At 53.0% G+C, this 20,561-nt stretch carries 24 protein-coding genes and 1 pseudogene; 11 read left to right on the forward strand and 14 right to left on the reverse strand.

Annotation, left to right across the window (positions count from 1 at the left end):
• The first annotated feature begins 5 nt into the window (after positions 1–5).
• Positions 6–1,550, forward strand: a complete 1,545-nt coding sequence (locus TBK1r_RS01220; RefSeq protein ID WP_419580846.1) for an RHS repeat-associated core domain-containing protein — start codon at positions 6–8, stop codon at positions 1,548–1,550.
• A gap of 24 nt (positions 1,551–1,574) precedes the next feature.
• On the opposite strand, the gene TBK1r_RS01225 is transcribed toward TBK1r_RS01220, so the two are convergent.
• Positions 1,575–1,814, reverse strand: coding sequence for a hypothetical protein (locus TBK1r_RS01225; RefSeq protein WP_145207158.1), 240 nt, complete (start codon positions 1,812–1,814; stop codon positions 1,575–1,577).
• Positions 1,815–1,829: 15 nt separating this feature from the next.
• Between TBK1r_RS01225 and TBK1r_RS01230 the strand changes: the two genes are divergently transcribed.
• Positions 1,830–3,716, forward strand: a complete 1,887-nt coding sequence (locus tag TBK1r_RS01230; RefSeq protein WP_145207159.1) for a dockerin type I domain-containing protein — start codon at positions 1,830–1,832, stop codon at positions 3,714–3,716.
• Between the two features lie 16 nt (positions 3,717–3,732).
• Here the strand turns inward: TBK1r_RS01230 and TBK1r_RS01235 are convergent, their stop codons facing one another.
• Genes TBK1r_RS01235 through TBK1r_RS01245 form a run of 3 tightly spaced genes read right to left on the reverse strand, consistent with a single transcriptional unit; the run spans position 3,733 to position 6,634 of the window.
• Positions 3,733–5,484, reverse strand: a complete 1,752-nt coding sequence (locus TBK1r_RS01235) for an ABC-three component system protein (RefSeq protein ID WP_145207160.1) — start codon at positions 5,482–5,484, stop codon at positions 3,733–3,735.
• Positions 5,481–5,726, reverse strand: coding sequence for an ABC-three component system middle component 6 (locus TBK1r_RS01240; protein ID WP_145207161.1), 246 nt, complete (start codon positions 5,724–5,726; stop codon positions 5,481–5,483). Before TBK1r_RS01240 ends, TBK1r_RS01235 begins: the two co-directional genes overlap by 4 nt.
• Complete coding sequence (locus TBK1r_RS01245; protein ID WP_145207162.1) at positions 5,723–6,634, reverse strand: ABC-three component system protein; 912 nt, start codon at positions 6,632–6,634, stop codon at positions 5,723–5,725. Before TBK1r_RS01245 ends, TBK1r_RS01240 begins: the two co-directional genes overlap by 4 nt.
• A gap of 367 nt (positions 6,635–7,001) precedes the next feature.
• On the opposite strand from TBK1r_RS01245, the pseudogene mobF reads away from it, so the two are divergent.
• Positions 7,002–7,832, forward strand: a pseudogene (gene mobF, locus TBK1r_RS38090) (MobF family relaxase); the annotation flags it as partial.
• A gap of 51 nt (positions 7,833–7,883) precedes the next feature.
• Here mobF and TBK1r_RS38095 read toward each other — a convergent pair.
• Positions 7,884–8,063, reverse strand: coding sequence for a hypothetical protein (locus tag TBK1r_RS38095; RefSeq protein ID WP_419581630.1), 180 nt, complete (start codon positions 8,061–8,063; stop codon positions 7,884–7,886).
• A gap of 174 nt (positions 8,064–8,237) precedes the next feature.
• Between TBK1r_RS38095 and TBK1r_RS38100 the strand changes: the two genes are divergently transcribed.
• Together TBK1r_RS38100 and TBK1r_RS01255 are read left to right on the forward strand one after the other, a co-directional pair.
• Positions 8,238–9,896, forward strand: a complete 1,659-nt coding sequence (locus tag TBK1r_RS38100) for an ATP-dependent DNA helicase (protein WP_419581514.1) — start codon at positions 8,238–8,240, stop codon at positions 9,894–9,896.
• On the forward strand, positions 9,883–10,326 hold the full coding sequence (locus TBK1r_RS01255; protein WP_419580847.1) for a hypothetical protein: 444 nt from the start codon (positions 9,883–9,885) through the stop codon (positions 10,324–10,326). The genes TBK1r_RS38100 and TBK1r_RS01255 overlap by 14 nt, the downstream gene beginning before the upstream one ends.
• Before the next feature lie 183 nt (positions 10,327–10,509).
• Here TBK1r_RS01255 and TBK1r_RS01260 read toward each other — a convergent pair whose 3' ends face one another.
• The 4 genes from TBK1r_RS01260 to TBK1r_RS01275 all read right to left on the reverse strand — a co-directional run bounded on the left by TBK1r_RS01260 (position 10,510) and on the right by TBK1r_RS01275 (position 12,447).
• Positions 10,510–10,917, reverse strand: a complete 408-nt coding sequence (locus tag TBK1r_RS01260) for a PIN domain-containing protein (protein WP_145207164.1) — start codon at positions 10,915–10,917, stop codon at positions 10,510–10,512.
• Entirely contained in the window at positions 10,917–11,267 is a 351-nt protein-coding gene (locus tag TBK1r_RS01265; protein WP_145207165.1) for a hypothetical protein, read from the reverse strand. The genes TBK1r_RS01260 and TBK1r_RS01265 overlap by 1 nt, the downstream gene beginning before the upstream one ends.
• A gap of 90 nt (positions 11,268–11,357) precedes the next feature.
• On the reverse strand, positions 11,358–11,651 hold the full coding sequence (locus TBK1r_RS01270; protein ID WP_419580848.1) for a hypothetical protein: 294 nt from the start codon (positions 11,649–11,651) through the stop codon (positions 11,358–11,360).
• Positions 11,652–11,874: 223 nt separating this feature from the next.
• A complete protein-coding gene (locus TBK1r_RS01275; RefSeq protein ID WP_419580849.1) occupies positions 11,875–12,447 on the reverse strand; it encodes an N-6 DNA methylase in 573 nt (190 codons plus the stop codon).
• Between the two features lie 3 nt (positions 12,448–12,450).
• Here TBK1r_RS01275 and TBK1r_RS38105 point away from each other — a divergent pair, with 3 nt between their 5' ends.
• A complete protein-coding gene (locus TBK1r_RS38105) occupies positions 12,451–12,792 on the forward strand; it encodes a hypothetical protein (protein WP_419580850.1) in 342 nt (113 codons plus the stop codon).
• 43 nt (positions 12,793–12,835) lie between these two features.
• Here the strand turns inward: TBK1r_RS38105 and TBK1r_RS01280 are convergent, their stop codons facing one another.
• A complete protein-coding gene (locus TBK1r_RS01280; RefSeq protein WP_145207167.1) occupies positions 12,836–13,153 on the reverse strand; it encodes a hypothetical protein in 318 nt (105 codons plus the stop codon).
• A 45-nt stretch (positions 13,154–13,198) separates the two neighbouring features.
• Here TBK1r_RS01280 and TBK1r_RS01285 point away from each other — a divergent pair, with 45 nt between their 5' ends.
• Entirely contained in the window at positions 13,199–13,588 is a 390-nt protein-coding gene (locus TBK1r_RS01285; protein WP_145207168.1) for a hypothetical protein, read from the forward strand.
• A gap of 91 nt (positions 13,589–13,679) precedes the next feature.
• On the opposite strand, the gene TBK1r_RS38110 is transcribed toward TBK1r_RS01285, so the two are convergent.
• The 3 genes from TBK1r_RS38110 to TBK1r_RS01295 form a co-directional block, all read right to left on the reverse strand.
• Positions 13,680–14,339, reverse strand: a complete 660-nt coding sequence (locus TBK1r_RS38110; RefSeq protein ID WP_419580851.1) for a zincin-like metallopeptidase domain-containing protein — start codon at positions 14,337–14,339, stop codon at positions 13,680–13,682.
• A 24-nt stretch (positions 14,340–14,363) separates the two neighbouring features.
• Positions 14,364–14,696: an ArdC-like ssDNA-binding domain-containing protein gene (locus TBK1r_RS38115; protein WP_419580852.1), complete on the reverse strand. Its 333-nt coding sequence runs from the start codon at positions 14,694–14,696 to the stop codon at positions 14,364–14,366.
• A gap of 150 nt (positions 14,697–14,846) precedes the next feature.
• The gene (locus tag TBK1r_RS01295; protein ID WP_145207169.1) at positions 14,847–15,551 is read right to left on the reverse strand and encodes a hypothetical protein; all 705 of its coding nucleotides are present in this window, start codon (positions 15,549–15,551) and stop codon (positions 14,847–14,849) included.
• A gap of 377 nt (positions 15,552–15,928) precedes the next feature.
• Here TBK1r_RS01295 and TBK1r_RS01300 point away from each other — a divergent pair, with 377 nt between their 5' ends.
• Positions 15,929–16,228, forward strand: coding sequence for a hypothetical protein (locus TBK1r_RS01300; RefSeq protein ID WP_145207170.1), 300 nt, complete (start codon positions 15,929–15,931; stop codon positions 16,226–16,228).
• 120 nt (positions 16,229–16,348) lie between these two features.
• Here the strand turns inward: TBK1r_RS01300 and TBK1r_RS01305 are convergent, their stop codons facing one another.
• A complete protein-coding gene (locus TBK1r_RS01305; RefSeq protein WP_419580853.1) occupies positions 16,349–16,933 on the reverse strand; it encodes a JAB domain-containing protein in 585 nt (194 codons plus the stop codon).
• A gap of 1,426 nt (positions 16,934–18,359) precedes the next feature.
• Between TBK1r_RS01305 and TBK1r_RS01310 the strand changes: the two genes are divergently transcribed.
• The 3 genes from TBK1r_RS01310 to TBK1r_RS01320 all read left to right on the forward strand — a co-directional run bounded on the left by TBK1r_RS01310 (position 18,360) and on the right by TBK1r_RS01320 (position 20,481).
• Entirely contained in the window at positions 18,360–18,749 is a 390-nt protein-coding gene (locus TBK1r_RS01310) for a helix-turn-helix domain-containing protein (RefSeq protein WP_145207171.1), read from the forward strand.
• Positions 18,750–18,780: 31 nt separating this feature from the next.
• On the forward strand, positions 18,781–19,773 hold the full coding sequence (locus tag TBK1r_RS01315; RefSeq protein ID WP_419581515.1) for a reverse transcriptase domain-containing protein: 993 nt from the start codon (positions 18,781–18,783) through the stop codon (positions 19,771–19,773).
• Between the two features lie 153 nt (positions 19,774–19,926).
• Complete coding sequence (locus TBK1r_RS01320; RefSeq protein ID WP_145207173.1) at positions 19,927–20,481, forward strand: hypothetical protein; 555 nt, start codon at positions 19,927–19,929, stop codon at positions 20,479–20,481.
• Positions 20,482–20,561 lie beyond the last annotated feature (80 nt).

Raw genomic sequence — 20,561 nt, forward strand, 5'->3', positions numbered from 1 at the left:
ATCGTGTGACTTCCTTCGACAATGCCGGAACACCAGACGCACCCAACTCTGTCCTGACCTACACCTACGATTCGGTCGGGAACGTCTTGACCGTAAGCGATATGATCGATGGGGTGGCTGGGGCGGTGACCGAGTACGAATACGACGGTCTCAACCGCGTCAAAACGATCAAGCAATCGGGGAGCAATGTTTCCGAGAAGCTGATCGACTACGTATACAACGAAATCGGTCAATACGACCAAGTACTCCGCTATTCCGATCTGACACGCACCAACCTCGTTGTCGGAACGGATTACGAATATGACGAGATCAATCGCTTAGCCGATTTGCGACATACGGACAACGCCGACGAAGTCCTCGCGTTCTTCACCTACGGTCATGACGCAGCCAGTCGCATCACCGAGATCACCGACGTCAACGGATTGACCGAGTTCGCGTACGACAACCGCAGCCAACTCATCGAAGCCGATCGAGCCGACACCGACCCACGCGTCGACGAGTTCTATCAGTACGACGCCAACGGCAACCGCATCGCCAGCCACCTCCACGGAGACGGCTACGAAACCGGCCCCGCCAACCGCCTACTCTCGGACGGAACCTACAACTATGAGTACGACGATGAAGGAAATATGGTGCGCCGAACTAACATTGAAAGCGGCGAATATCGAATGTTTGAATGGGACCACCGAAATCGACTGATGAAGGTGGAGGACTTCAACACGGCAGAGACGTCAATCAATGTTGCCGTGATGGCCTATGACGCTGTAGATCGGAGAGTCCGCCGCATGACTGACACCGACGGCTCAGGGCCGACCGCCGCAACTACACTCCACTTCGTCTACGATCACTCGCAAGTGATTGCTGATGTTGGCGATGCGGACACTTCTGCTCGCTACCTCTACGGTCCAACGATTGATAGTCTTGAGTTTACCGAAAGCTCTGACGGCAGTTTTGCAGCCTTGACTGATCACCTTGGGTCGGTTTCGTCGCTGCATAAATCGGGGCAATCGATTGAGCAGTCCGAATACGACAGCTTTGGAGTCACTGACAATGGAGTAGCTAGGGTTGGATATACCGGCCGCGAATTCGACGATTCTATTGGGCTGCAATTCAGTCGGGCAAGATACTACGAAGCAAACAATGGACGGTTTCTATCTAACGATCCGATCGGGTTTGCTGGTGACGATGTGAATCTTTATCGCTACGTCGCCAACTCACCACTGCATTTCACGGATCCGACCGGCAACAACTTCCTGTTCTTTAGCCTGGTGGGCTTGGGACTGGCAGGTGCAGCGTTCTACTGGAGCGTAGAAACCAACCAAGATTCGATGTCAAACGCTGTGCAGCTCGGCCGAGATGATATGAATGGTGTGACGGGACAGGATTTAATCGATAGTGCAGGTAACGCAGTTAATTCACAACGAAAACAAGCGATCATTAGCCAAAAAACTGGAGAAGTAACCTCGCAACCCACACAAGTGGAAGTGATACCTGCTTGGTTGAAGGATCTTTTAGAAGATCGGTCGCCACGCAATCCGTCCTGTGAATAGAAGCAACCAGCCGCCGATATGCGTTCAGCCTTCTTTTGCAAATGTCACGAACCAGTCGATTGGAAGCAACAAAGTAAACCGCAGGACGGAAAGAAGTGGTACCGGAACAAACTTGCTGGTTAGGTAGATATCCGCCGTAGCAGCAATAACATACAGAGCAGATCCGAAGACAAGCCAAAGTCGCTTCTCGACCTTCGTCAAGGTGGCTTGGTACTTCGTGCTTTTTATTGCGATCTTAACAATCGTCTTACCAACATCAACCATCTTACAAAATCAATTATGCTTGATGCAAATACGATGCTCAAGCTTTATTTTTATCTACAAGAGTTTATTGATATTTACGGTCGGTTGAGGTGTTCAGTGTTTCTGCATTTTCAGACTTTAGAAAACCGTTTGTGTTTGTCTTATGTTTTGCAGAGTCCTATGCTCATGCTTGATGTGAACGGCTCCACACGCGTGACAGTAGCCGATGCTTTGTATGTGATCAACGAGCTCGGACGGTCGGGTGTTCTCAATGACCAAACACCTGATTTGTCCTGTGACACGAATGGTGACGGACGAGTAAGTCCGATTGACGCGTTGCTTGTTATCAACGCACTCGCGCGTTACTCAGAGCCGTTGACACTATTCGCAAGCCTATCGACAGGGGATGATCCAAATGCGAATGGAGTTGCTGTTAGCAATTCAATCGAATTCACAGGATCGACTCTTACGGGCGTGCGTGTCGATGCTTTTCTAAAGAATTCGGCGAACATTGAAGAAGCAATCACGCCGACTATGTCGGATGAACGTGGCGACTTCACACTTTCTTTTCCGATTGCCCCCGGTCAAAACAGCATTACGATCAATGCGACCGATCCTTTGGGTCGGACGCAGTCATTGACGAAAACCGTTCGTCGCGGCGACATCCTGACGGATTGGAATGCGACGGTTCTGAATGTTGTCCGGGAATGGACAACGTACGACGACGATCCGTATGAAGACCGGATCGTGCATTCGCGACCACCGGAGGTTGCTCGGAATTTGGCGATGATTCACACCGCCATGTTCGATGCGATCAATGCGATTGAGGGAGGGTACAAACCCTATTTGGTTGGCTTGCCTGCGCCAGAGATGGCTTCACCCGAAGCTGCTGCCGCGGCCGCAGCTTACCGTGTGGCAATCGAAGTCTATCCCGATGCCGACGAAATGGCGTACTGGAACGCAACCCTCGCCGAGTCACTTTCAATCGTTCCAGATGGCACGGCGAAAGAAGCAGGAATTGTGTTTGGCACTCAGGTTGGCGAAGCGATGCTTTCGCTTCGTGCCAATGATGGATCGAGCGGTGTTTCCAAGTATGCGCCCAGCAACGAAGTTGGAGATTGGAATCGCACCTATCCGAACTTTCTGCCTCCACTGATTCCGCACTGGCGAAATGTCACGCCGTTCGGATTGAATTCACCCGGTCAGTTTCGTCCCGATCCGCCACCGGCCGTTTCCAGCCAAGAATACGCTGATGCGGTCGACGAAGTGATGGATCTTGGGCGGCTGGACAGCCGAGGCCGCACCGAAGATCAAACTGAAATCGCTATTTTCTGGGCAGACGGATCCGGAACCTTCACGCCTCCCGGACACTGGAACCAAATTGCCGCCGATGTCGTGCTTGAGCAAGATAATTCGCTGCTTGAGAACGCACGCATATTTGCTCTGCTCAATCTTGCCTTGGCCGATGCTGGGATTTCTGCATGGGATGCCAAGTACGAATACGATCTTTGGCGCCCTATCGACGCGATCCAGCAAGGTGATCAGGACGGAAACAGTCTGACCAATGCTGATCCGACATGGCTCCCACTGCTGCTCAACCCACCGTTTCCAACCTACACATCTGGACATAGCACGTTCAGCGGAGCCGCCGACGCGGTCCTGACCGTCCTTCTCGGCGAAGACATCGCCTTCACCAGCCAGATCGACGCCCAAGCCGCCCCCGGGCAACGGCCCCTCGATCCCAGCCTGATCGTCACCCGAGAATTCAACAGCTTCACCGAAGCCGCCGAAGAAGCCGGTCTAAGCCGAATTTATGGAGGCATCCACTTCAACTTCGACAACACCGCCGGCCTCAACTCAGGCCGTCTTGTCGGAACGCACGTGGTGAGCAATGTCCTGAAACCAACCGAACAGCAAACGTAGGGTTGGTCGAACGCAATTAATGAATTCGCATTCCAAAAAGTCCGCCGGTATCCGACGCGTCGTTGATCGCAACCGGATTGCGAAATCTCTGGGCATCAAAGTCGGGGCTGAATTCGGCAGCCTCAAGCTGATCAGAGTTGAGCGTCACGATGTACTGAAAACCATGCTTCGCGCTCTGCTCCGCGCCAATCTCCAATGCCTTTCCCACTTGTCTGCTATCCATCCCGTCAAACAAATGGCTGTCATGAACCAAGAATCCGGGAGACTTGTCCTGCTTCGCCCAGAGAACTGCTAGCGTCATATCGAAACAGAAAATTTGCATGTTTCGAATGCCCTTGCTCTCCTTGCCTTCAACAACGATTGAGAACTCAGGGCCGTTATCCTTAGGTTCAATGACAAGGCTGCCTTCGTGGTCAGAAATTCGCTGCGAGAAGTCTTCAAAGATGATGATCGCCTCATTCAGGGTCGCAGCCCGATCATCCAAGTCTGTTGTCAGTTGCTTTTTGATCTGCGCCCTTTCGATGGTTAATTCAGTCGACTGCGATTCCAGTTGACGTGCCAATTCAGACTTCTTTCTGAGCTCCTCTAAAGTTGCTTGCTGCCGTGAAAGTTCTTCCTGCAGACGTGTGTACTGATCAAGCGCACCATGAGCAGCAAGTGTGCTTAGAATCTCGCGCCGACGCACGTCGAGCCGAGCCATCGTTTCCTCTCTCGTGGAAATCTGACTCCTTGCGTCGTCAACTTCTCCTTGAAGATGTAGCTGGCGGTTTTTGAGGATGGCTTTGTGAAACTCCTTGACATCATTCAATTGTCTCGTCACGAGTTCGGGAAGAATGATCCCGATTTCTCTGTACATCCCAGCAAGTTCGGACTGCAGCGGTGGGCGTTCCTCGACGAGTACTTTTTCCAGTGTCTCGATTTTTTCTCGATCCAACGTGTTCTGGTTCGTCAACTCTGAGATCTGAACTGCAAGCGTCGAAGCTTCTTGCTCTAGCTCCCGGTATTCGGGCAGTACCTCGAAGCCCTCAAGTTCGACTTTCAATTTGTTGACGTGCCGTTCGGCTACGGTCAGCCTGGTACGTAACTCTCCAACATGTCCAACCAAGTTCCCGAGTGCCCCGCCTTTTGCTTCGCGACGGAGTGTTTCAAGCGATTTCTCTTTCAGCCGAATCAACTGAAGCTCGTGCGAGATTTGCCAATCGAGGCCCAGTAAGAACGAAAGATTGACCTGGACATCCCAGTTTTGCTGCTTGGAAGATTGCTTTTGTGCCTCCTGGAATCCTCCACTCGAATCTCGGCGGACAAAGTAAGAAAGAAGCGATCGGAACGTCGGAGAATACGAATCCGTATCGTCGGGCAGATCAAACATTTGCGAACCCAATACGGTCCGCCAGTTTGTCACGCTGATTCGTTCTTCTCCCGAATCCCTGTGAAGCTTGGGCTTGACGGGCCAGTCGTCGTAAACCCCGTCTACAACCATCCTACTCTTTTCCTGGCCAGATCTACTTGCAGTGGTTCGATCTCCATTCAAATCGAACGACATCGAGAAGTGTTCATTGATCAAAGAGTCGAATCGAAAAATCGAGTCGGCATCACATTTTGACCCTAAGACGAAGTCAATGATTCGGATCAGGCTCGATTTGCCCGAACCATTTCGGGTTTGTCGATCCGACGCGTTTTCGCTCTTGTCCGCAACAATCAGATTGAGGCCGGAATTCAGCGAAATCGACTTGAAGGACTTGAGCGAGCTCGTGATGCTGTGAATCATTGCTGCCTCTCTTGGCGAACAATGAGCCCAGATGAAAGCTGAATTGCCCCTATGCTAAAAAGCATTGTCAACGCAAGAATGAACCAATCGAATGAAACCCTTACTCCAGCTTCATTGCATTCATTCTGGAATTTCGCCCAAAGCGATGACACCGAGTGAGGCTGTGCAAGCAGCCCAAGTATCAATGCTCCGATACCCAGCAACGACCGTTCAGGCGACAGGTGTTTTGTCGGCAGGATCATGTCGATTCCGGTAAGTTCTCGAAGATGTCACAGCTATGAAAGTAGTACGAAAGGACTGCTGTCACGGCAGCGTGCTGGGTGGGAGTCGTAAAATGGCTGCCCCCCGCAAAGTCCCACAGAGAGCCGAATATATCGTCTGACGCCATTTGGGACTCTCGGCAAGCCGCGTACTTCCTCCGGAATCCTTCTGCAATCGCCTCCCCTGCCCGAATATCCGTTACTCCTTCTAGGTATTCGATGACCAGTCCGTGCTTGCTCCGTCCCGCCCTTAGCAAATCCTGGTTGAAAGTGTTAAGTGAATTGTGCTCCAACTTTTCTGGATCGGGTATTTCAATCGCGCCAGTTGGCGGTGCGTCGGCTTCGATGCTCGACAGGTGCTCGACTACTTCTCGAATGGCAGGCATTTGAAGCCTTGCAACGTTCTCATCTGTGGGCCCCGGACCGAACATCTCCTCAAGCTGGATAACGGATAGCTTTTCAAGTTCCCGCCAAATGCGTTCAAATGACCAGCACTCGACATCGATTCCTTCATTGTTGTTCCGTAATGCCATCAGTTTTGGACCGACATCTTTCGTCAAGCCTTCGTCGTTGTGGACGAAAATGAATCCCTTCATTTCCACGTCACGATCGCTCAGTGTTTTTCTGCCACTTTCGAAATCGGATTCGATCTTCGTGATGAGTGTCGAAGCTGATTGATCCCTCGGAGCATTGACGGCAACGATTGCTGATCGACTGATGATGATTCCATCAAGACCGCCATCACCTTGCGTCAATCGTATGTTCTCGTAGTCATCAGGAAGTGACATTTCCAGGATCTTTCCAACCCACGCCTGAAACTCTTGTCGTTTGAGTTTCAAATACGTGTTCTCAGCGGCGAGTCGGAAGTAGCCCCTTTGCATCCGGTCCATTAAAGCCCTCGGTGTCGTCTCTGATTATCCCGCTCGGCTTGCCACGTCCGGTCAACGGACTACCAAAAACACAATTCACGAAAATCAGTCAACTGGTCGAATTGCCTATGCAAGATATGTCTCGTTCATTGGATCGATGCGAATTGTAGCAAACCCCACACGACAGAACATCCACACCAAGCGATTTCACCGCGGATTTCGGCCTGAACCATCGGTTGTGGATGGATTGGAAATGTCGCGATTGGCTCGTTGATTTACCGGCGCGAATCTGGCTCACTGAACCTGCCTAAGCAGTGCTTAGGAGACAAGCCTATCTAAATTTCGACCCTACATTTGCCTCTGCTTTGGGTCGTCCGTATGGTTCAGCATGCTCATCGCAACACAGGGAAAAAGCGTCACAGGTACGCAACAATATTTTGATCAGGTACTCACTCAGGGTGATTACTACCTCGGTCAAGAAGTGAATGGCCAATGGCGAGGTCACGGTGCTGAACTTCTCGGGCTGGGTCATGGCACTGACGTCACCAAGCAGCAGTTCAATGACCTGCTTCAAGGCAATCATCCTGTCACTGGTGCGAAGCTCACGCAACGGGACCGCAAAGACCGCCGCCCCGGAATGGACTTGACTTTTTCAGTTCCGAAGAGTGTTTCTCTTGCGTGGGCAATCAACGGTGATGAACGGATCACGCAGGCGCTTCGTGATGCGGTTCATGAAACGATGCAACGCGACGTTGAACCTCTCATGCAACGCCGCGTTCGCAACGGCCAGAATGCCAATTCGAAGCAAAAAGCGGCCACGGGCAAACTGGTCTACGCCGACTTCCTTCACAAGACATCCAGGCCAGTCGATGGAACGCCCGATCCGCATTTGCACGTCCATGCGTATGTCATCAATTGGACGGAGCACAAAGGGAAACACTACGCCGGTGAATTCGAGGAAATCGTGCGACAACGCCCAAGCCTTCAAGCAAAGTTTGAGGCGAGGCTTGCCGGCAAGCTGAAAAAGGAACTTGGATACGATGTCAAACACACGCGTTACCTTCAATCGGGGCGGATCAAAGCCGGCTGGGAAATCGAGGGCGTCGAACGTAAGACCATTGAAAAATTCAGCCGGCGAACCGAACAGGTCGAGGAACACGCCAAGGAAAATGATGTCAGCAATGCTGCGGAAAAGGCCAAGCTTGGGTGCAAGACTCGCGAGAAGAAAGACAAGGGCACGTCCGTCGATCAACTGCGTGAGGAATGGAAGTCACGCCTTTCGCCGAAAGAACGCGATTCCTTCCGAAACCTTGGCAGTGATGGAAAGGAACGGGCGGACGGAACCGACCGCGAGGATGCAGCTGCCTCCGTCAAATACGCACTTGATCACCATCTCTACCGTGAGTCCACGGTCGAACGCCATCAAGTCGTCGCCACGGCTCTCGAACATGGATTGTCGCTATCGCCCGAAGACGTTGAGCAGACCCTCAATTCGGTTGACGTGATTGAACGTTCGCTCGATGACAACGGAACGCAGCGTCACATGGTCACGACCCGCGAAGTGTTGGCTGCTGAAAAACGCATGATTGACTTTGCAAGGGACGGACGCGGTACACGAAAGTCGATGGCAGACCGAGACTATGAATTCACGCGGGACTGGCTGGACGAACATCAGAAATCCGCAGTCAGTTTTGTCCTGGAGTCGCGTGACACCGTTTTGGCGGTCACCGGCGGTGCGGGGACGGGGAAGTCTTCGCTGATGCAGGAAGCAGCGGAAGCGATCGAGAAGACCGGAAAAAATGTGTTTACGTTTGCGCCCAGCACCGGCGCAGTTGAAGTTCTAAAGGACAAAGGTTTCGAAAGATCGGAAACGGTCGAACATTTGATCCGAAACGATCGGCTGCATCCGCAACTTGCTGGCCAGATCATTTGGATCGATGAAGCAGGATTGCTGGACGTCCGCTCGATGAATGCGGTGTTTGACATCGCGAAGTCACAGAACGCCCGTGTCGTCTTATCCGGCGATACACGTCAGCATTCTTCGCCGCGTCGCGGCGAAGCCATGCGGCTACTGGAATCGGAAGCCGGGCTGAATGCTGCAAAGGTCGAAACCATCCAACGGCAACGAGGACTTTATCGAGCCGCTGTAGGAATGATCAGTAAGGGGCACGAGACTGTCGAACCCGGGAAATCTGGACTGCTCGCAGGTTTTGATCTGCTCGACAAGATGGGAAAGATCAAAGAGATCGGAGACGGTGATCGCGAAGAGTGTCTTGCCCAGACTTACCTGGAATCGTCTGAAAAAGGCAAATCGACTCTCGTTGTTGCACCCACACACGCCGAAGCGAAATCGGTAACTGATCGCATTCGACATTCCCTTCGCGACAAGGGGAAATTGTCAAGAGACGAGAACTTCATCACCCAGCTTAAATCACTGAACCTCACAGAGGCCGAGAAACGCGAGGTCATAACGTATGCAGATCAAACGGGCACGATCGTTCAATTCCATCAGAACGCGAAGGGCGGGTTCAAAAAGGGCGAACGCTATCGCGTCGCGGGGGCAGTAGGAAAAGAGGTTCGGGTTGAATCCGTCGACGGTGGTCAGCGCAAGACGCTTCCTCTCGACGCAGCGAGCCGTTTCGAGATCTATTCCGAGAAGGAGCTGAGTATTGCTATCGGCGACAAAGTTCGGTTCAGCTTGGGTGGCACAGCGATCGACGGAAAGATGCGCATTAGCAATGGGCGGCTCGACGAAGTCACTGGATTTGATCGTGCAGGCAATCTCGTCCTAAAACGCGGTACAGTTGTCGACAAGGATTTTGGGCACTTGGATCTCGGTTATGTCGTAACTAGCCACGCCAGTCAGGGCAAAGATCGCCAAGTCGCACTCGCCGCAATGAGCTCAGAATCGCTGCCCGCCGTAAATGCGAAGCAGTTTTACGTGACTGTGTCTCGCGGCAGCGAGGATGTAACACTGTTCGTCGACGACAAGGCACGAATCCGTCGTGCGATTGAGAAAACTGGACAGCAGCTTTCTGCGACGGAACTGGTTCGCTCCGGTGAAACGCAAATCAGCCAAGAACATTCAAAAGATCAGCAACACGACTATTGGCGTCAGGGCCAGCAGTTGGTCCGTTCATTCCGCGACCGCTTAGCACATTGGTGGAATAACCAGTCTGCGGCACGGGACGCAGGTGATCCAGTTGGACGCCATCGGCAAGCTGACGTGGGGCGATCACTTGGTGATGATTTTGGCCGATCATTAGGTCTTGGACCGACATAAGCAGGAGACTTATCAGATGGCAAGGGCAGCACGCGCATTTCAAGAGAATCAAGGCACAACGGTCATTCGTAGCATTGATGGCGGATTACCCAATACCGACCGTGGCCAACTTCCCTGGCAAAGTATCCATGAAGGGCAAATGCCACCGATGATGCTCCAGGTGCGATTGCGCGACGGGGTAATCGAAAGTTTTCCTTATGGCGACCTCCGCAGGATTCGCTGCCGCGATGCGGGGTCGATCCACATAGAAACCTTTTCAAGTCCGCGCACGATCATCAGAATCGAAGGGCGCCATTTGAGAGAGTTGGCAGCCCTACTCGGCAATGCGATGATCCAATGGATCGAAGAATTTGATACGCGAAATTTGGATCGCCCTGAGCATTTGCCCACGATCACACGGATCTTCATCGAGCTGTTGCCAAACGCTTGATCTCGGCGTGACCAGCACTCTAGGCCAGCAGGTCGTTTTCTCGAATTTGAGAAAACCGCCTTGTTTCCCATCGCCCCGCTTGCGGATTGTCACCTTGACTACGACGAGTCGTATCGCCGCAGACACGACGATACTGTTTTCCGCCCACTCAGATGAGCCGTTCGTGATGCAGGGGGAGGAAAGCTACTTACTTTGGTCGGAGATGAGCGTGAGGTCTGGCAGGTAATTGAAGTCCTTCGCGTTATTGCTGATCAGCGGGACATCCCGTGACACGGCCGCAGCAGCGATCCAACCGTCAGCGGTGCGAAGATGTCGGCCGGATCGGTTGGCAAAGTCCCGCAGACGCGCCCACTCTTCCGCCATCGCCTTGTCACTGTTCATGATGGCGAAATGCCCATCAACGAACGCCAGCAGTTCAGTCGTTCGGCGTTCGCCCCAATTTCGGTTTCGGGCCCCCTGCCGTAATTCTGCATACGTCATGAAAGAGATCAGTGGAACCGTATTTTCCACGATCGGACGATAGAACGCGTAGCGTTCGTCATCGCGAAACGCAAAAGAAACGACATCCGTGTCGACGACAGCAAAGTTCATTATTCAGCCACCGGCTCAATCAAACCTTTCGCAGCGGCGATGAAATCGTCAACACTTTCATCCTTTGGCCAGTGGGGGAAAACCAAATCGTCGGCATCCTGGACAGGTCCAATGCCTTGTTCCTCAGCGATTTCCTCAGCCGACTTGAATGTGTTGAACTCCTGCCAACTTTGACTTCGGTAGGCGTCTTTGCGAAGCTGTTCAACGGCATGTTCTCGGGAGGAAGGTTTTAGCTTCGGACGCTCGTTCAATATGGCATCGGCCAACTGCTTGGCCGCACTGACGTAATCGCCAGCCTCTGCCAGTTTGATGATGTCCTGTTCGGTCTGGTTTGAAAGTGAAATTTCCAAGATCTAATCCTCCGTTTTCTAATCAATAGGATAGCACGGTTCGGAGTCCAGTCCAAAAGAAATCGACCCCGGGCGAGTGTAGAGGGGGGCCTATTGGCCGCCCTCCTCGTAGTTGTCGTCACCGTTGGCTTCCGCTCGGTCGGCTGTTTTCAGCTCGGCAATGCGGGTTGCCACCTGTGGGATCAGGATCCCCAGCTTCAGATTATCGAACTCGCTGAGCGACGGTGTATCCTTCCAATTCCCATTGGCGTCGGTATAGCTGCGGACGTAGGTGACCGAGTAGCGGTCAGGTTTGCCGTCCTTGCCGGCGTTTTTCCAAATCACGCCTTTGACGCCTCCGTAGCGGATTGTGTCGGCTGGTTTGTTGGTTTGTGTCTGTGTCATGGTTTTGTCCTTTCGTTGTTGGTTGACCATGGTCCGCGTCCCCGCCACGGTGGAAAGTTTATCGGACAAGGGTTTTCGCCTAAGCGACCGGCCGAAGACTAGCGCAGCGACACTCTGCAGGCCGGCCCTTGCCGATGGACTTTCAATCGTGGCAGCGTGTCCTTGAGTGTCATCCAATGACGAAACGGATCAGTGCCCTGTCACCAGATCAATTGCACACCTGTCAAAACAAATCAAGCTGCGATGGCGGAGGACTGTTTTGACGATCGTCCGGCTGTGGTTGCAAGCCAGCCGGTTCTTGGTCGTTTTGTGGGTCTGCAGCACCGCTCGGACCTGATGCATTCTTGGACTGTGTGTGCGGAACCGCTTGATAATTGAACGGGGATTGATCGACAGGGACTTCGGTAATCACACCGCCCGTCGACCAATTCATGCCGATGCGGTAGACACGGTGACATTTAAGAGTGAGAGTGTTTTGCCAAACCGCCCAGCCTCGTAGACCGTTCAGCCCCATATTGATCGCCGCCATTTGCGCTGCCCTGTGGTCGACATCCTGCCCAGTGAATTCCCAATGCGGCTGATATTTGGCAACACTGAGCAGCATCCGGCCCGATCCACATGCAAGATCACAAACTGACTTACGATCCTCTGTCCGTTCCGTTGGAATGGTCAAGGAACCCATCAAATCACAGACGCCCGCGGGCGTAAAGAATTGGCCGCGTTCGCCGTACGTGATGGCTCCTGTGAAAATGTCGCCCAAAATGTCTTCACCGGTTTCCCCCATCGCATCGACCATCGTGTGAAACGCAGTTTTCAGCGTGTCGGCACCCCGATTTGGTATTGTGCCCTTGTCGTAACCCTTGGCGATGATGCTGAGGTACTCCTCCTCGGCCGTCTGGCCGGAGAGTGCACACCGAGTCATCGTGACGAAGTCCTCAAAGACCTGCCCCCTGCTCAGCCCACTTTGATTGCTGGCTTTATCAAAGAGTTCAACGATCCCCTTGCTTGCCGCAATAAAGAATTGCTCATTTGCCATGCCGCCCTACCTTTCGGTGGCGGCGGTCGTCTCCTGAGTGTGCGTCATGTAACTGCCCTTCATTTTTCCGCGTTCGGTTGCCAGCCGTTTTTGGCACAAATGTGACCGAAGCGTCAACGAAAAACTCCGACGCTTCGGCGAAGAGCTGTCAGGCCACCGAGTATTCAGCGCTGATGTGTGCGTCGTACTTTCCTTGGAGGTAAAGGACGCAACCTGTCCTAAAAACGCTCAGATACATGACATCGAATCGACATTGCTCTTGCAATCTCGTCTCGGTCTCGTGACTTAGAAAGTCGTCGGGAACTCCGATGTTGATCGAAAACAGGTGATCCGTTTCTCGCAGCATCGATTGTAAATCATCGATTCTTCGTTGTAGCTCAGGTGAGATACTCGCAGTGATCGTCTCCTCCCACTCACACCAGTCGCCGTGAAATGCTTTTTCGAGGGTGATCGTTCGGTTTGTCATGGTGCTTGTCTCCTTTTCGCTGATTGACCATGCCGAGCGTCCGCTATGGCGTTGCTGGACGCAAAAGCTGAAAATTGGGGGCGACCTTTAGGGGGAGCCGATTTTCTGCTTGCCGCCGGACAGGAAGGACATGGCAGCGTCGAAATCGGTCAATCGGACAAGGAGAAAGACTCGCATGGTATTTACTATCCCGCCTCGGTTACGATCTATTCGCGTTTCGTTTGTGCAATGGTCTCTGCCGAAGCGTCAACGAAACCGACCGAGTATCTGCTCAAATTCCCAAATTTGGGAAAACTGATCTCGATCCGGACGTTAGCAGATTGGGTCCAGTCGCGCCCGTTTGGATTTTCCCAAGTTTGGGAAAAACGGCGCCCCTGCTTCCCAATGCCCCGCGACCGAAGCACCGTAGTGTTAATACGATTGATCGTCGCCTGATCGGCGGTACCAATGGCGGCTTTGATCCGTTTGGTCGATTTGTTTGAACGCCGCATGAAACCGTGACCTGCGACGAACTCGTAGCATGCGTCTAGAAAAGTTCCGGCTGAGACGGTTTCTCATGCGGTCGTTGACTAGGAATGGTCGCGACTGGTGCCGGCGTTGGTTCGACAGTTCCGTTTGGCTGCTTGGTTTCCGTTGCTGCACCGTTGAATGTGGTGCCCAGAATCAGATCGGCGGCCTTCTGGGCGGCGCCTGCGGCTCCGACAACCAGGCGTTTATCACCTTTGAGGACATCGATCCAGCTTTGCAGATATGATGCCGATTGCTCGATGGTCGGTGGACTGATCCCGGCTGCGGCACACAAGAATGCTGCACCCATTTCGGCAATCAATTCTTCGCGGCTGTAGTCCGGTGATCCAAAGGGTGCGAGTTCGGTATCCAGGCCTCGGTTCAGTCGGTCGCTATGGCCGGTCGAATGCGAAAGTTCGTGGAATAAGGTGCCGTAGTAACTCTCGCGGCAATCGAATCGCTCCGGCTCCGGCATGTGGACGCTGTCGGTACTGGGGCGATAAAACGCCCGCCGACCGCCATCATGGCGAATTGTGGGTTTTGACTCGTATCCGTCGACAATGCGTTCCGCTTCGGAAAGTGGTTCGAACGGGATCGCATTCCGATCATCTTTCGGTGCATCGGAAATTTCGATGCCGTCAATCTGTTCGGCATTGAAAGCGGTGTAATGTTTCAGCATCGGGATATCGATTGGCTCGCCGGTTTACTTGTCCTTGGTGGCATACAGTTTCCAAAATGTGACCAGGGAACCCTTTTCACCTTTGCGGACTTGGCCGCCGGCAGATTGGGCTTGTTTGAAGGTCATCCAGTAATCCGACGAATAGCCCGACTCCCAGGATCGCATGCCAAGCAACAAGACGTTGATTCCGCGGTAGCGTTTGCCGCTGTCCAGATTCTTCGGCCAGCCATCGCCGGTGCCGCTTTTGATCGGATTTCTCCATGGGGCGGTGCCCTGCTCCAAGTAGTCGATGATCCGGTCGGTCACCTCCTGGTAAATGTCGCGTTGCGGTATCTTTCTGTGCTTTCTCCTCGCCATGCCGCCCTACCTTTCGGTGGCGGCGGTCTCCAGAATTTGTACCATGTGCCAGCCCTTTCTCTAACATTGATTCATAGTTGGTGTCTAACACTTGCCATGGTTTCGACGGAAGCGTCAACGGAAAACCGCCGACGCCCCGTGAGTTCCACCCTACGCTTCCTCAAAGACCATGCACGTGTCGTGCAGTCCTGGAATGAAGGACCGATTGTAAGTTCGCCGTGAAGATGTATTGCCATGCTGAAACCGGATGATCTCCGTTGTGGCTGGCCACAGTCCCTGGTCGATCGCTCGAGCCATGATCAGCTGTGACAATGGTTGATAGCGTCCCTTGACACTGAATCCACCAATCAAAACGGCGATTTTTCCTTTGGGCGCCAGGACCACGCGGCAGTTCTCAAGAACGATTGCCATGCGATCGAGAAACGCATCGAGCGATGGAGCATTGGACAGGCAATTCGGGTCCTCGTTGTATTTGATCATCGACCAGTATGGCGGGTGCATCCAAACGAAGTCTACTTTGCCGAAACCAACGTAGCTGGACGGATCAGCCGCATCGTCGCCTTCGCGAATATCCATGCTTGTGCAGGTAATCTGAAGCTCTCGACAAACATCTTGGCAGGTCCCGCTCCCCTTCATTGGATCGAGGACATGGTTGGGGTTGTAGTAGTTCAGAAGATCGCGGATCAGATACCCACCACAGTTTCCACGGTAGCGACTTGATCCATAGGGTCCGCGTTTCGCATTCGCGTGGATGCTTGTCAGGTGAGGCACCGAGCTCGTCGTCACTGGTGCGGCGGGTAATGAGATTTGAGGAAGTGGTGTCATGGTGTTTTCTCCTTCTTGCTGATTGACCATGCAAGCGAACTCCCCGCCTGGTCGCCGTCGGTGCTGCAAGGGTTTTCGCGGCCCCGCGACCGGCCGAAGACAAGCGAAGCGATGTTCTGCAGGCAGGCCCTTGTCTGCAGAGACGGCAAGGCGGGAAGCTGCAGGGACAGTCAATCGGGCACGAGGAGAAATGAAATGAATGACGACTACAAAATCTGTTGACAGAACGTGACGATCGGTGGCACGGTGCGTCCATGGATCCAGACACCGCATTTTCCGAGATGATGGAGGCGTTCGTCCTCGGGGCGTACGATGAATCGGCCGAGTGTGCGCAAAACCTTGCGACGTGGCTGAACAACGGTGGATTCCCACCAACGTTCCAAGTGTCAACGGCAACACGGAATCGGTTGAAGATCACCGATCAGATGGCCAGAGAGTTCTGCAGAGCGGCGTGCCGACTTGTTCTTGATCAGCACGAAGCGGCGTGCGACCTGCAGATGCTACCGTTCGACGGCGGCGAAATCGTCACCGGCCAAATCGGCGACGCACCGTTGCGCGGGAAGATCGTTGATGTTGATCCTGACACGTCCGAGGCAGTGATTCCGCTGGCACAGGCCAATGTCCTTGTGACCGTGGAAATAGAGGGCCTACGCAGGCTGGTCGGCGACGTTCCCCATCCAGCTCCACATGAACCCGAAGAGCCATAATCGGCAGCGTCCCACACTGTGTTCTTGATCTGGCGATCGAGGGGATTCCCAAAGAAGCGCCCACGGGTGCGTATCCGTCACGACAAGCCACTCGGTTGAATCGCTCGGGATCCAGCTTGATTAAAATGTTGGGCCATGTTCCCTGATGCTGACACAATCCTCCCTTCCAAGGATGATGTGATCCAACACCGAGATTCCGATCAGTTTCCCCACCTCGGTCAGTTGTTCGGTCACTCTGCGGTCTTCGCGACTAGGGGTTGGATCTCCCGATGGGTGGTTGTGTGCCAATAGAATACTGCTCGAAGCATCCTTGATGGCTGGTCGAAAAACCTCTCGGGGGTGAACGAGAGACGCATCGAGGGTGCCCACCGTGATCTGATGCGAGTTGATCATCCGCAATTTGGTGTCGAGCGTGACAACGTGAAATTCCTCCTGCAACCCCTCGGCGATCAACCGAGCAAAGTGCAGTCGGCAAAACGCCACCGCTTTGTGTGTCGACGTGAGTCGTTCGTTGTAGTTGGCTTTCGCCTCGGCAACACGTCGCCCCAACTCGATCCCGGCCATCAACCGCTCATACGCAATATCCGTCAAGCTCAACTCGGCCTTAGCGGCCTCAACGATCTCGCGGACATTTCTCTCTGCAACGCGACTGAACTGCGATCGCAGCACGAGAGCCAACAGTTCTTGGTCGCTTTTTTTCTTCACAACCGTACACTGCCACAGCTTGTGCCAGACGATCAAGCGTCAAAGATGCTGACCTGGTCGGTCTTCAACTATCGGCGACCTAGTGCAACAAACTGTCGTTTACTGGACGGTGGAATCGCTCCAAATTCCCCTCAACTATTTGGTCACAACAACTTCGTGGGCCTGAGGTTCAGCGTCGTTTGAAGTCACACGAAACAGTTTTCTGGCATGATCTTGCGGGAACCCATATTGCCATGACGATGAAACAAAGCATGATTCGGATATCAAGCCAAAACGTACACCGATTCATGTACTCCACATCAAGTCGAAATTCATTCAATAGATATGTCGTATCGCGACATGATCCACGTCACCCTCCGCGAATCGCCGAATTTCACGTCGAAGCCCAAATAGCCACGCTTCTCAGTGTCTCTCAATCCGACAAGCCACAGGTCGACCGTCCAAGGCCCTACTTTCGGATACGGATTCGATTCAGTAGGCGGCGTGACTTTACGACAGCCTAGATCAACCGTTCCGTTAGAATTGACCGCGAAGAGTGCCCGGGGCATTGGATTTCGGTCTATGACGCCGCATATTTGCAACTGGCGATCGATTCGTCAGCAAAACTGATCTCGATCGAGGAAAGACTCACGCGTGCTGCCAAAATCGTTCATGTCGATTTCTGGGATGAATTTTTGGATCCAGCGGCTCCGGAGCCACTGGAAACCAACGTGAACGTTTTTTGACGTGATCCAACGTGCGAGGCGATGAGCAGGTCGTTCTACCGACCCCCGAAAAACCTTGCTGTAAATCTTTTTACTACTGTTGACACATCGAACTTCATCGGCAATGATTGTGGAACTTCGGCAGCAATGCCACTGCTCATTCTCAACTTGATAACTGGAACCCCTCCACTCAACACCGCAGCCAAGCGGAGTTGAGCCACGCCGTGACATCCCACCAAACCGTGAGTCGTTACATGCACCGAGTGCAAGGCGCGGTTGCGAGACATCCCTTGTGGATGACCGGAACTGACCCCCTAGGGTGCATCAAATTCCTTGGTGCACTTGAACACTGTGGGGTTCCTTTCAAATTGCAGGTACTGCAGTGATGAATAGTCATGTGTGTAGGATGAGTTTTCGGCCATCAGTTCGTTTTCAGGCAATGCGGGATAGCGTTATCGCGATCCGCAGAAAATTGTCTTCGGTGCGTGGTGGCCGAGAAGTTCGGGGGGTTGTGAAGGACGCAAAACAGATTTGCCAGGCAATCGAGAAATTGACGGCCTACGGTTCGATCTGCGATGCGGAAAATCTGGATGATGTCGAATGTTTGGTTGAAGACCTCGTGTCCCAGCTGGCAGTTTTCATTGACCGGATTCTTACTTTCCAAATTCGGTAGTTGGTGGTGTCCAATGCTCTCACAGACCGTTATTTAGGAGCTTTGCGTAGTGAAAATTTCGATGGGCAAAGCCATACGCATTCTTAGACAAGCGAAGTCGTTAAACACGACGGAGCTTTCAAAGAACTGCGATATTTCTGTTCCGTATCTGAGTCTCATCGAGCGAGACGCTCGCCAGCCCTCGCTCGATGTGCTCGGAAGAATTGCTAAGGGACTAGACGTTCCGATTGATGTGTTCATCTCGATCGGAGCGAATGTTTCACTGGATAAATCCTCTGAAAGAGCCAATTGCTCGGAGCTCATTGGCGATGCTGTCCAAGAATTGGCTGAAATGGAAACACGGCTCGATGCGTTACTCTCCGGCAGTAAAAACTCGGCTAAGTCCACCCGATCTAACCGTAAAAAGGCTGGCGGCGGTGGCTCAGGTCGACCCAAGTGAATTGATGCGATACGCCGGTAACACGGCAGTGATGTATCGCAGCGCACGAAAGCAATGGGATGGCAAAAAGCATCGTGTAATCCGTCCAATGAACAAAAAATTTAAGAAGATGTCAAAACGTCTTCACAAATTCTTCCAGAGGCAACCGTGGTGGCATGGTGCGGCCCACGGAAGCATATGCCACCGTTCATGCTTCACCAGTGCCGCTCGACACGTTGGACAACGTCATGTATTCACGAGAGATGTCGAAAACTGCTTCCCTTCGATTACAACGGACGCCCTTTATCGCCAGTTATTGCTCCTGAGGTTCAAACCCGATGTCGCAGACCTACTTGCAAAATTAATGACATGCGACGGTACGATTCCGCAGGGATGCCCAACTAGCACTGACGCGGTAAACTTATTTTTCGCAGGGCTCGATCAAAGGTTAGCCTCGACCGCAGCCGCAATGGGAGCCCAGTACTCCCGCGTTGTTGACGACGTCGTTGTCTCAGCAAAAGACAAAGACGCAGGACAGATAGTCATCAACCGAGTTGAACATGAATTCGAACGGCTTGGGCTGAAAACAAATTTGAAGAAGAAGCAGACAGATGGCTACCGTGGACCGCATCAAAAGCGGCATGTCCATGGGCTCGACATATCGAGCAAACGCGGCGTTCAAATTTCGAGACAATGCAAGGAGAAGGCTTTGGCTGTTGCTCAAAGTTATCTCGATTCCTGCAAATCGGCTACACCACTCTCACTCGAATCCATTGCAGCCAAACGAGAGAGAGCGATGGGATACATGCAGCATCTCCGCCAGGGCACAGGATCCACGTTTCGGCAATTAGACCAGAAGGTAAAGGCGGGGGATCGAGCCGTGCAGGCCAAACTTAGACGGGTCGGTGTCACGTGCCGCAAAAATCGCTGGTGGATCATTCGAGGCCCCCAAGACCGAATCACAAAAGCAGCAAGAAATATTGTTCGCGAAGTCGCTCGTCAGTGGCATGCAACCAAATACAGCACCCCCTCGTCTTCGCCATAGTTTGGTGGCAACAAGAGGGTGCATTCCCATTTAGTTGACGTTTTTGCTAGCAACCCGTCGGGGGCTTGGCCGCTATTTCTGGATCCGGTGATGACGGTATCTTGGGCGATTCAAGGATGATTTCCCACTCGCCTAGCAAGGATGCCGACGACAATGCATGGACTAGACATGGGGCAAGAGAATGGTGAACGGATTGAGTCGGCCGAAGAAATGCTCGCGCTCTTTTACGCTCAGTTGGTTCCCAAAGTTACGCTCTGGAAACAACGGATCTCAGATCATCCCGAGCAACTCGCTACGCTGGAAAGAACCATCCATGATGCCTTTGCCCGCGGTGCGGACATGGTCGTCGCCGGGTTGATCTCTGCGACCATGATCGAAGAAGGACTTGAAAAGGCATGCCAATCGAGTCGGGGCAACTTCTCAAGACCGCTTCAGAAAGGGCGTGAGACTAGGGTCGCCGTTCGATTGCTCGGCGGCATGCTGTTTTGGGCCACAACGCTCTACTGTGCTCCCAAGAAAAAGTTGCTTGCGGTGCATCACGTTTCCAAAGCGCTTGCTTCGCTTGGGCTCGACGCAGACATCCGCCAGGGGCTTTATCGTCAGTACCGAACGCTGCTGCGAAACGGTCAATGGCGGCGAGTGGTTGATGAGCTCGCCGGCCTAGAACGCGTCGGGAAATCGGCCACAGAATGTCATCGCCGGAATTAGATTGAACCACTTTAGCGGTCTGGCTGACGGCCATTTTGCGCTGTCAGGCTGATACGCTAACGCTTTTGGAACCCGTAACT

Origin of the sequence: Stieleria magnilauensis (assembly GCA_007753675.1) — a bacterium.
Taxonomy (GTDB): domain Bacteria; phylum Planctomycetota; class Planctomycetia; order Pirellulales; family Pirellulaceae; genus Stieleria; species Stieleria magnilauensis.

Coding starts and splice junctions, on each gene's coding strand:
- TBK1r_RS38100 (WP_419581514.1), top strand. CDS start 8,238: ATGGCAGACCGAGACTATGAATTCACGCGGGACTGGCTGGACGAACAT.
- TBK1r_RS01240 (WP_145207161.1), bottom strand. CDS start 5,726: ATGATCCTGCCGACAAAACACCTGTCGCCTGAACGGTCGTTGCTGGGT.
- TBK1r_RS01280 (WP_145207167.1), bottom strand. CDS start 13,153: ATGACAAACCGAACGATCACCCTCGAAAAAGCATTTCACGGCGACTGG.
- TBK1r_RS01295 (WP_145207169.1), bottom strand. CDS start 15,551: ATGGTCAATCAGCAAGAAGGAGAAAACACCATGACACCACTTCCTCAA.
- TBK1r_RS01245 (WP_145207162.1), bottom strand. CDS start 6,634: ATGGACCGGATGCAAAGGGGCTACTTCCGACTCGCCGCTGAGAACACG.
- TBK1r_RS01270 (WP_419580848.1), bottom strand. CDS start 11,651: ATGACACAGACACAAACCAACAAACCAGCCGACACAATCCGCTACGGA.
- TBK1r_RS01230 (WP_145207159.1), top strand. CDS start 1,830: ATGCTTGATGCAAATACGATGCTCAAGCTTTATTTTTATCTACAAGAG.
- TBK1r_RS38110 (WP_419580851.1), bottom strand. CDS start 14,339: ATGCTGAAACATTACACCGCTTTCAATGCCGAACAGATTGACGGCATC.
- TBK1r_RS01320 (WP_145207173.1), top strand. CDS start 19,927: ATGCATGGACTAGACATGGGGCAAGAGAATGGTGAACGGATTGAGTCG.
- TBK1r_RS38115 (WP_419580852.1), bottom strand. CDS start 14,696: ATGGCGAGGAGAAAGCACAGAAAGATACCGCAACGCGACATTTACCAG.
- TBK1r_RS01315 (WP_419581515.1), top strand. CDS start 18,781: ATGTATCGCAGCGCACGAAAGCAATGGGATGGCAAAAAGCATCGTGTA.
- TBK1r_RS01275 (WP_419580849.1), bottom strand. CDS start 12,447: ATGGTCGATGCGATGGGGGAAACCGGTGAAGACATTTTGGGCGACATT.
- TBK1r_RS38095 (WP_419581630.1), bottom strand. CDS start 8,063: ATGTTCGAGAGCCGTGGCGACGACTTGATGGCGTTCGACCGTGGACTC.
- TBK1r_RS01260 (WP_145207164.1), bottom strand. CDS start 10,917: ATGAACTTTGCTGTCGTCGACACGGATGTCGTTTCTTTTGCGTTTCGC.
- TBK1r_RS01225 (WP_145207158.1), bottom strand. CDS start 1,814: ATGGTTGATGTTGGTAAGACGATTGTTAAGATCGCAATAAAAAGCACG.
- TBK1r_RS01285 (WP_145207168.1), top strand. CDS start 13,199: ATGGCGTTGCTGGACGCAAAAGCTGAAAATTGGGGGCGACCTTTAGGG.
- TBK1r_RS01235 (WP_145207160.1), bottom strand. CDS start 5,484: ATGATTCACAGCATCACGAGCTCGCTCAAGTCCTTCAAGTCGATTTCG.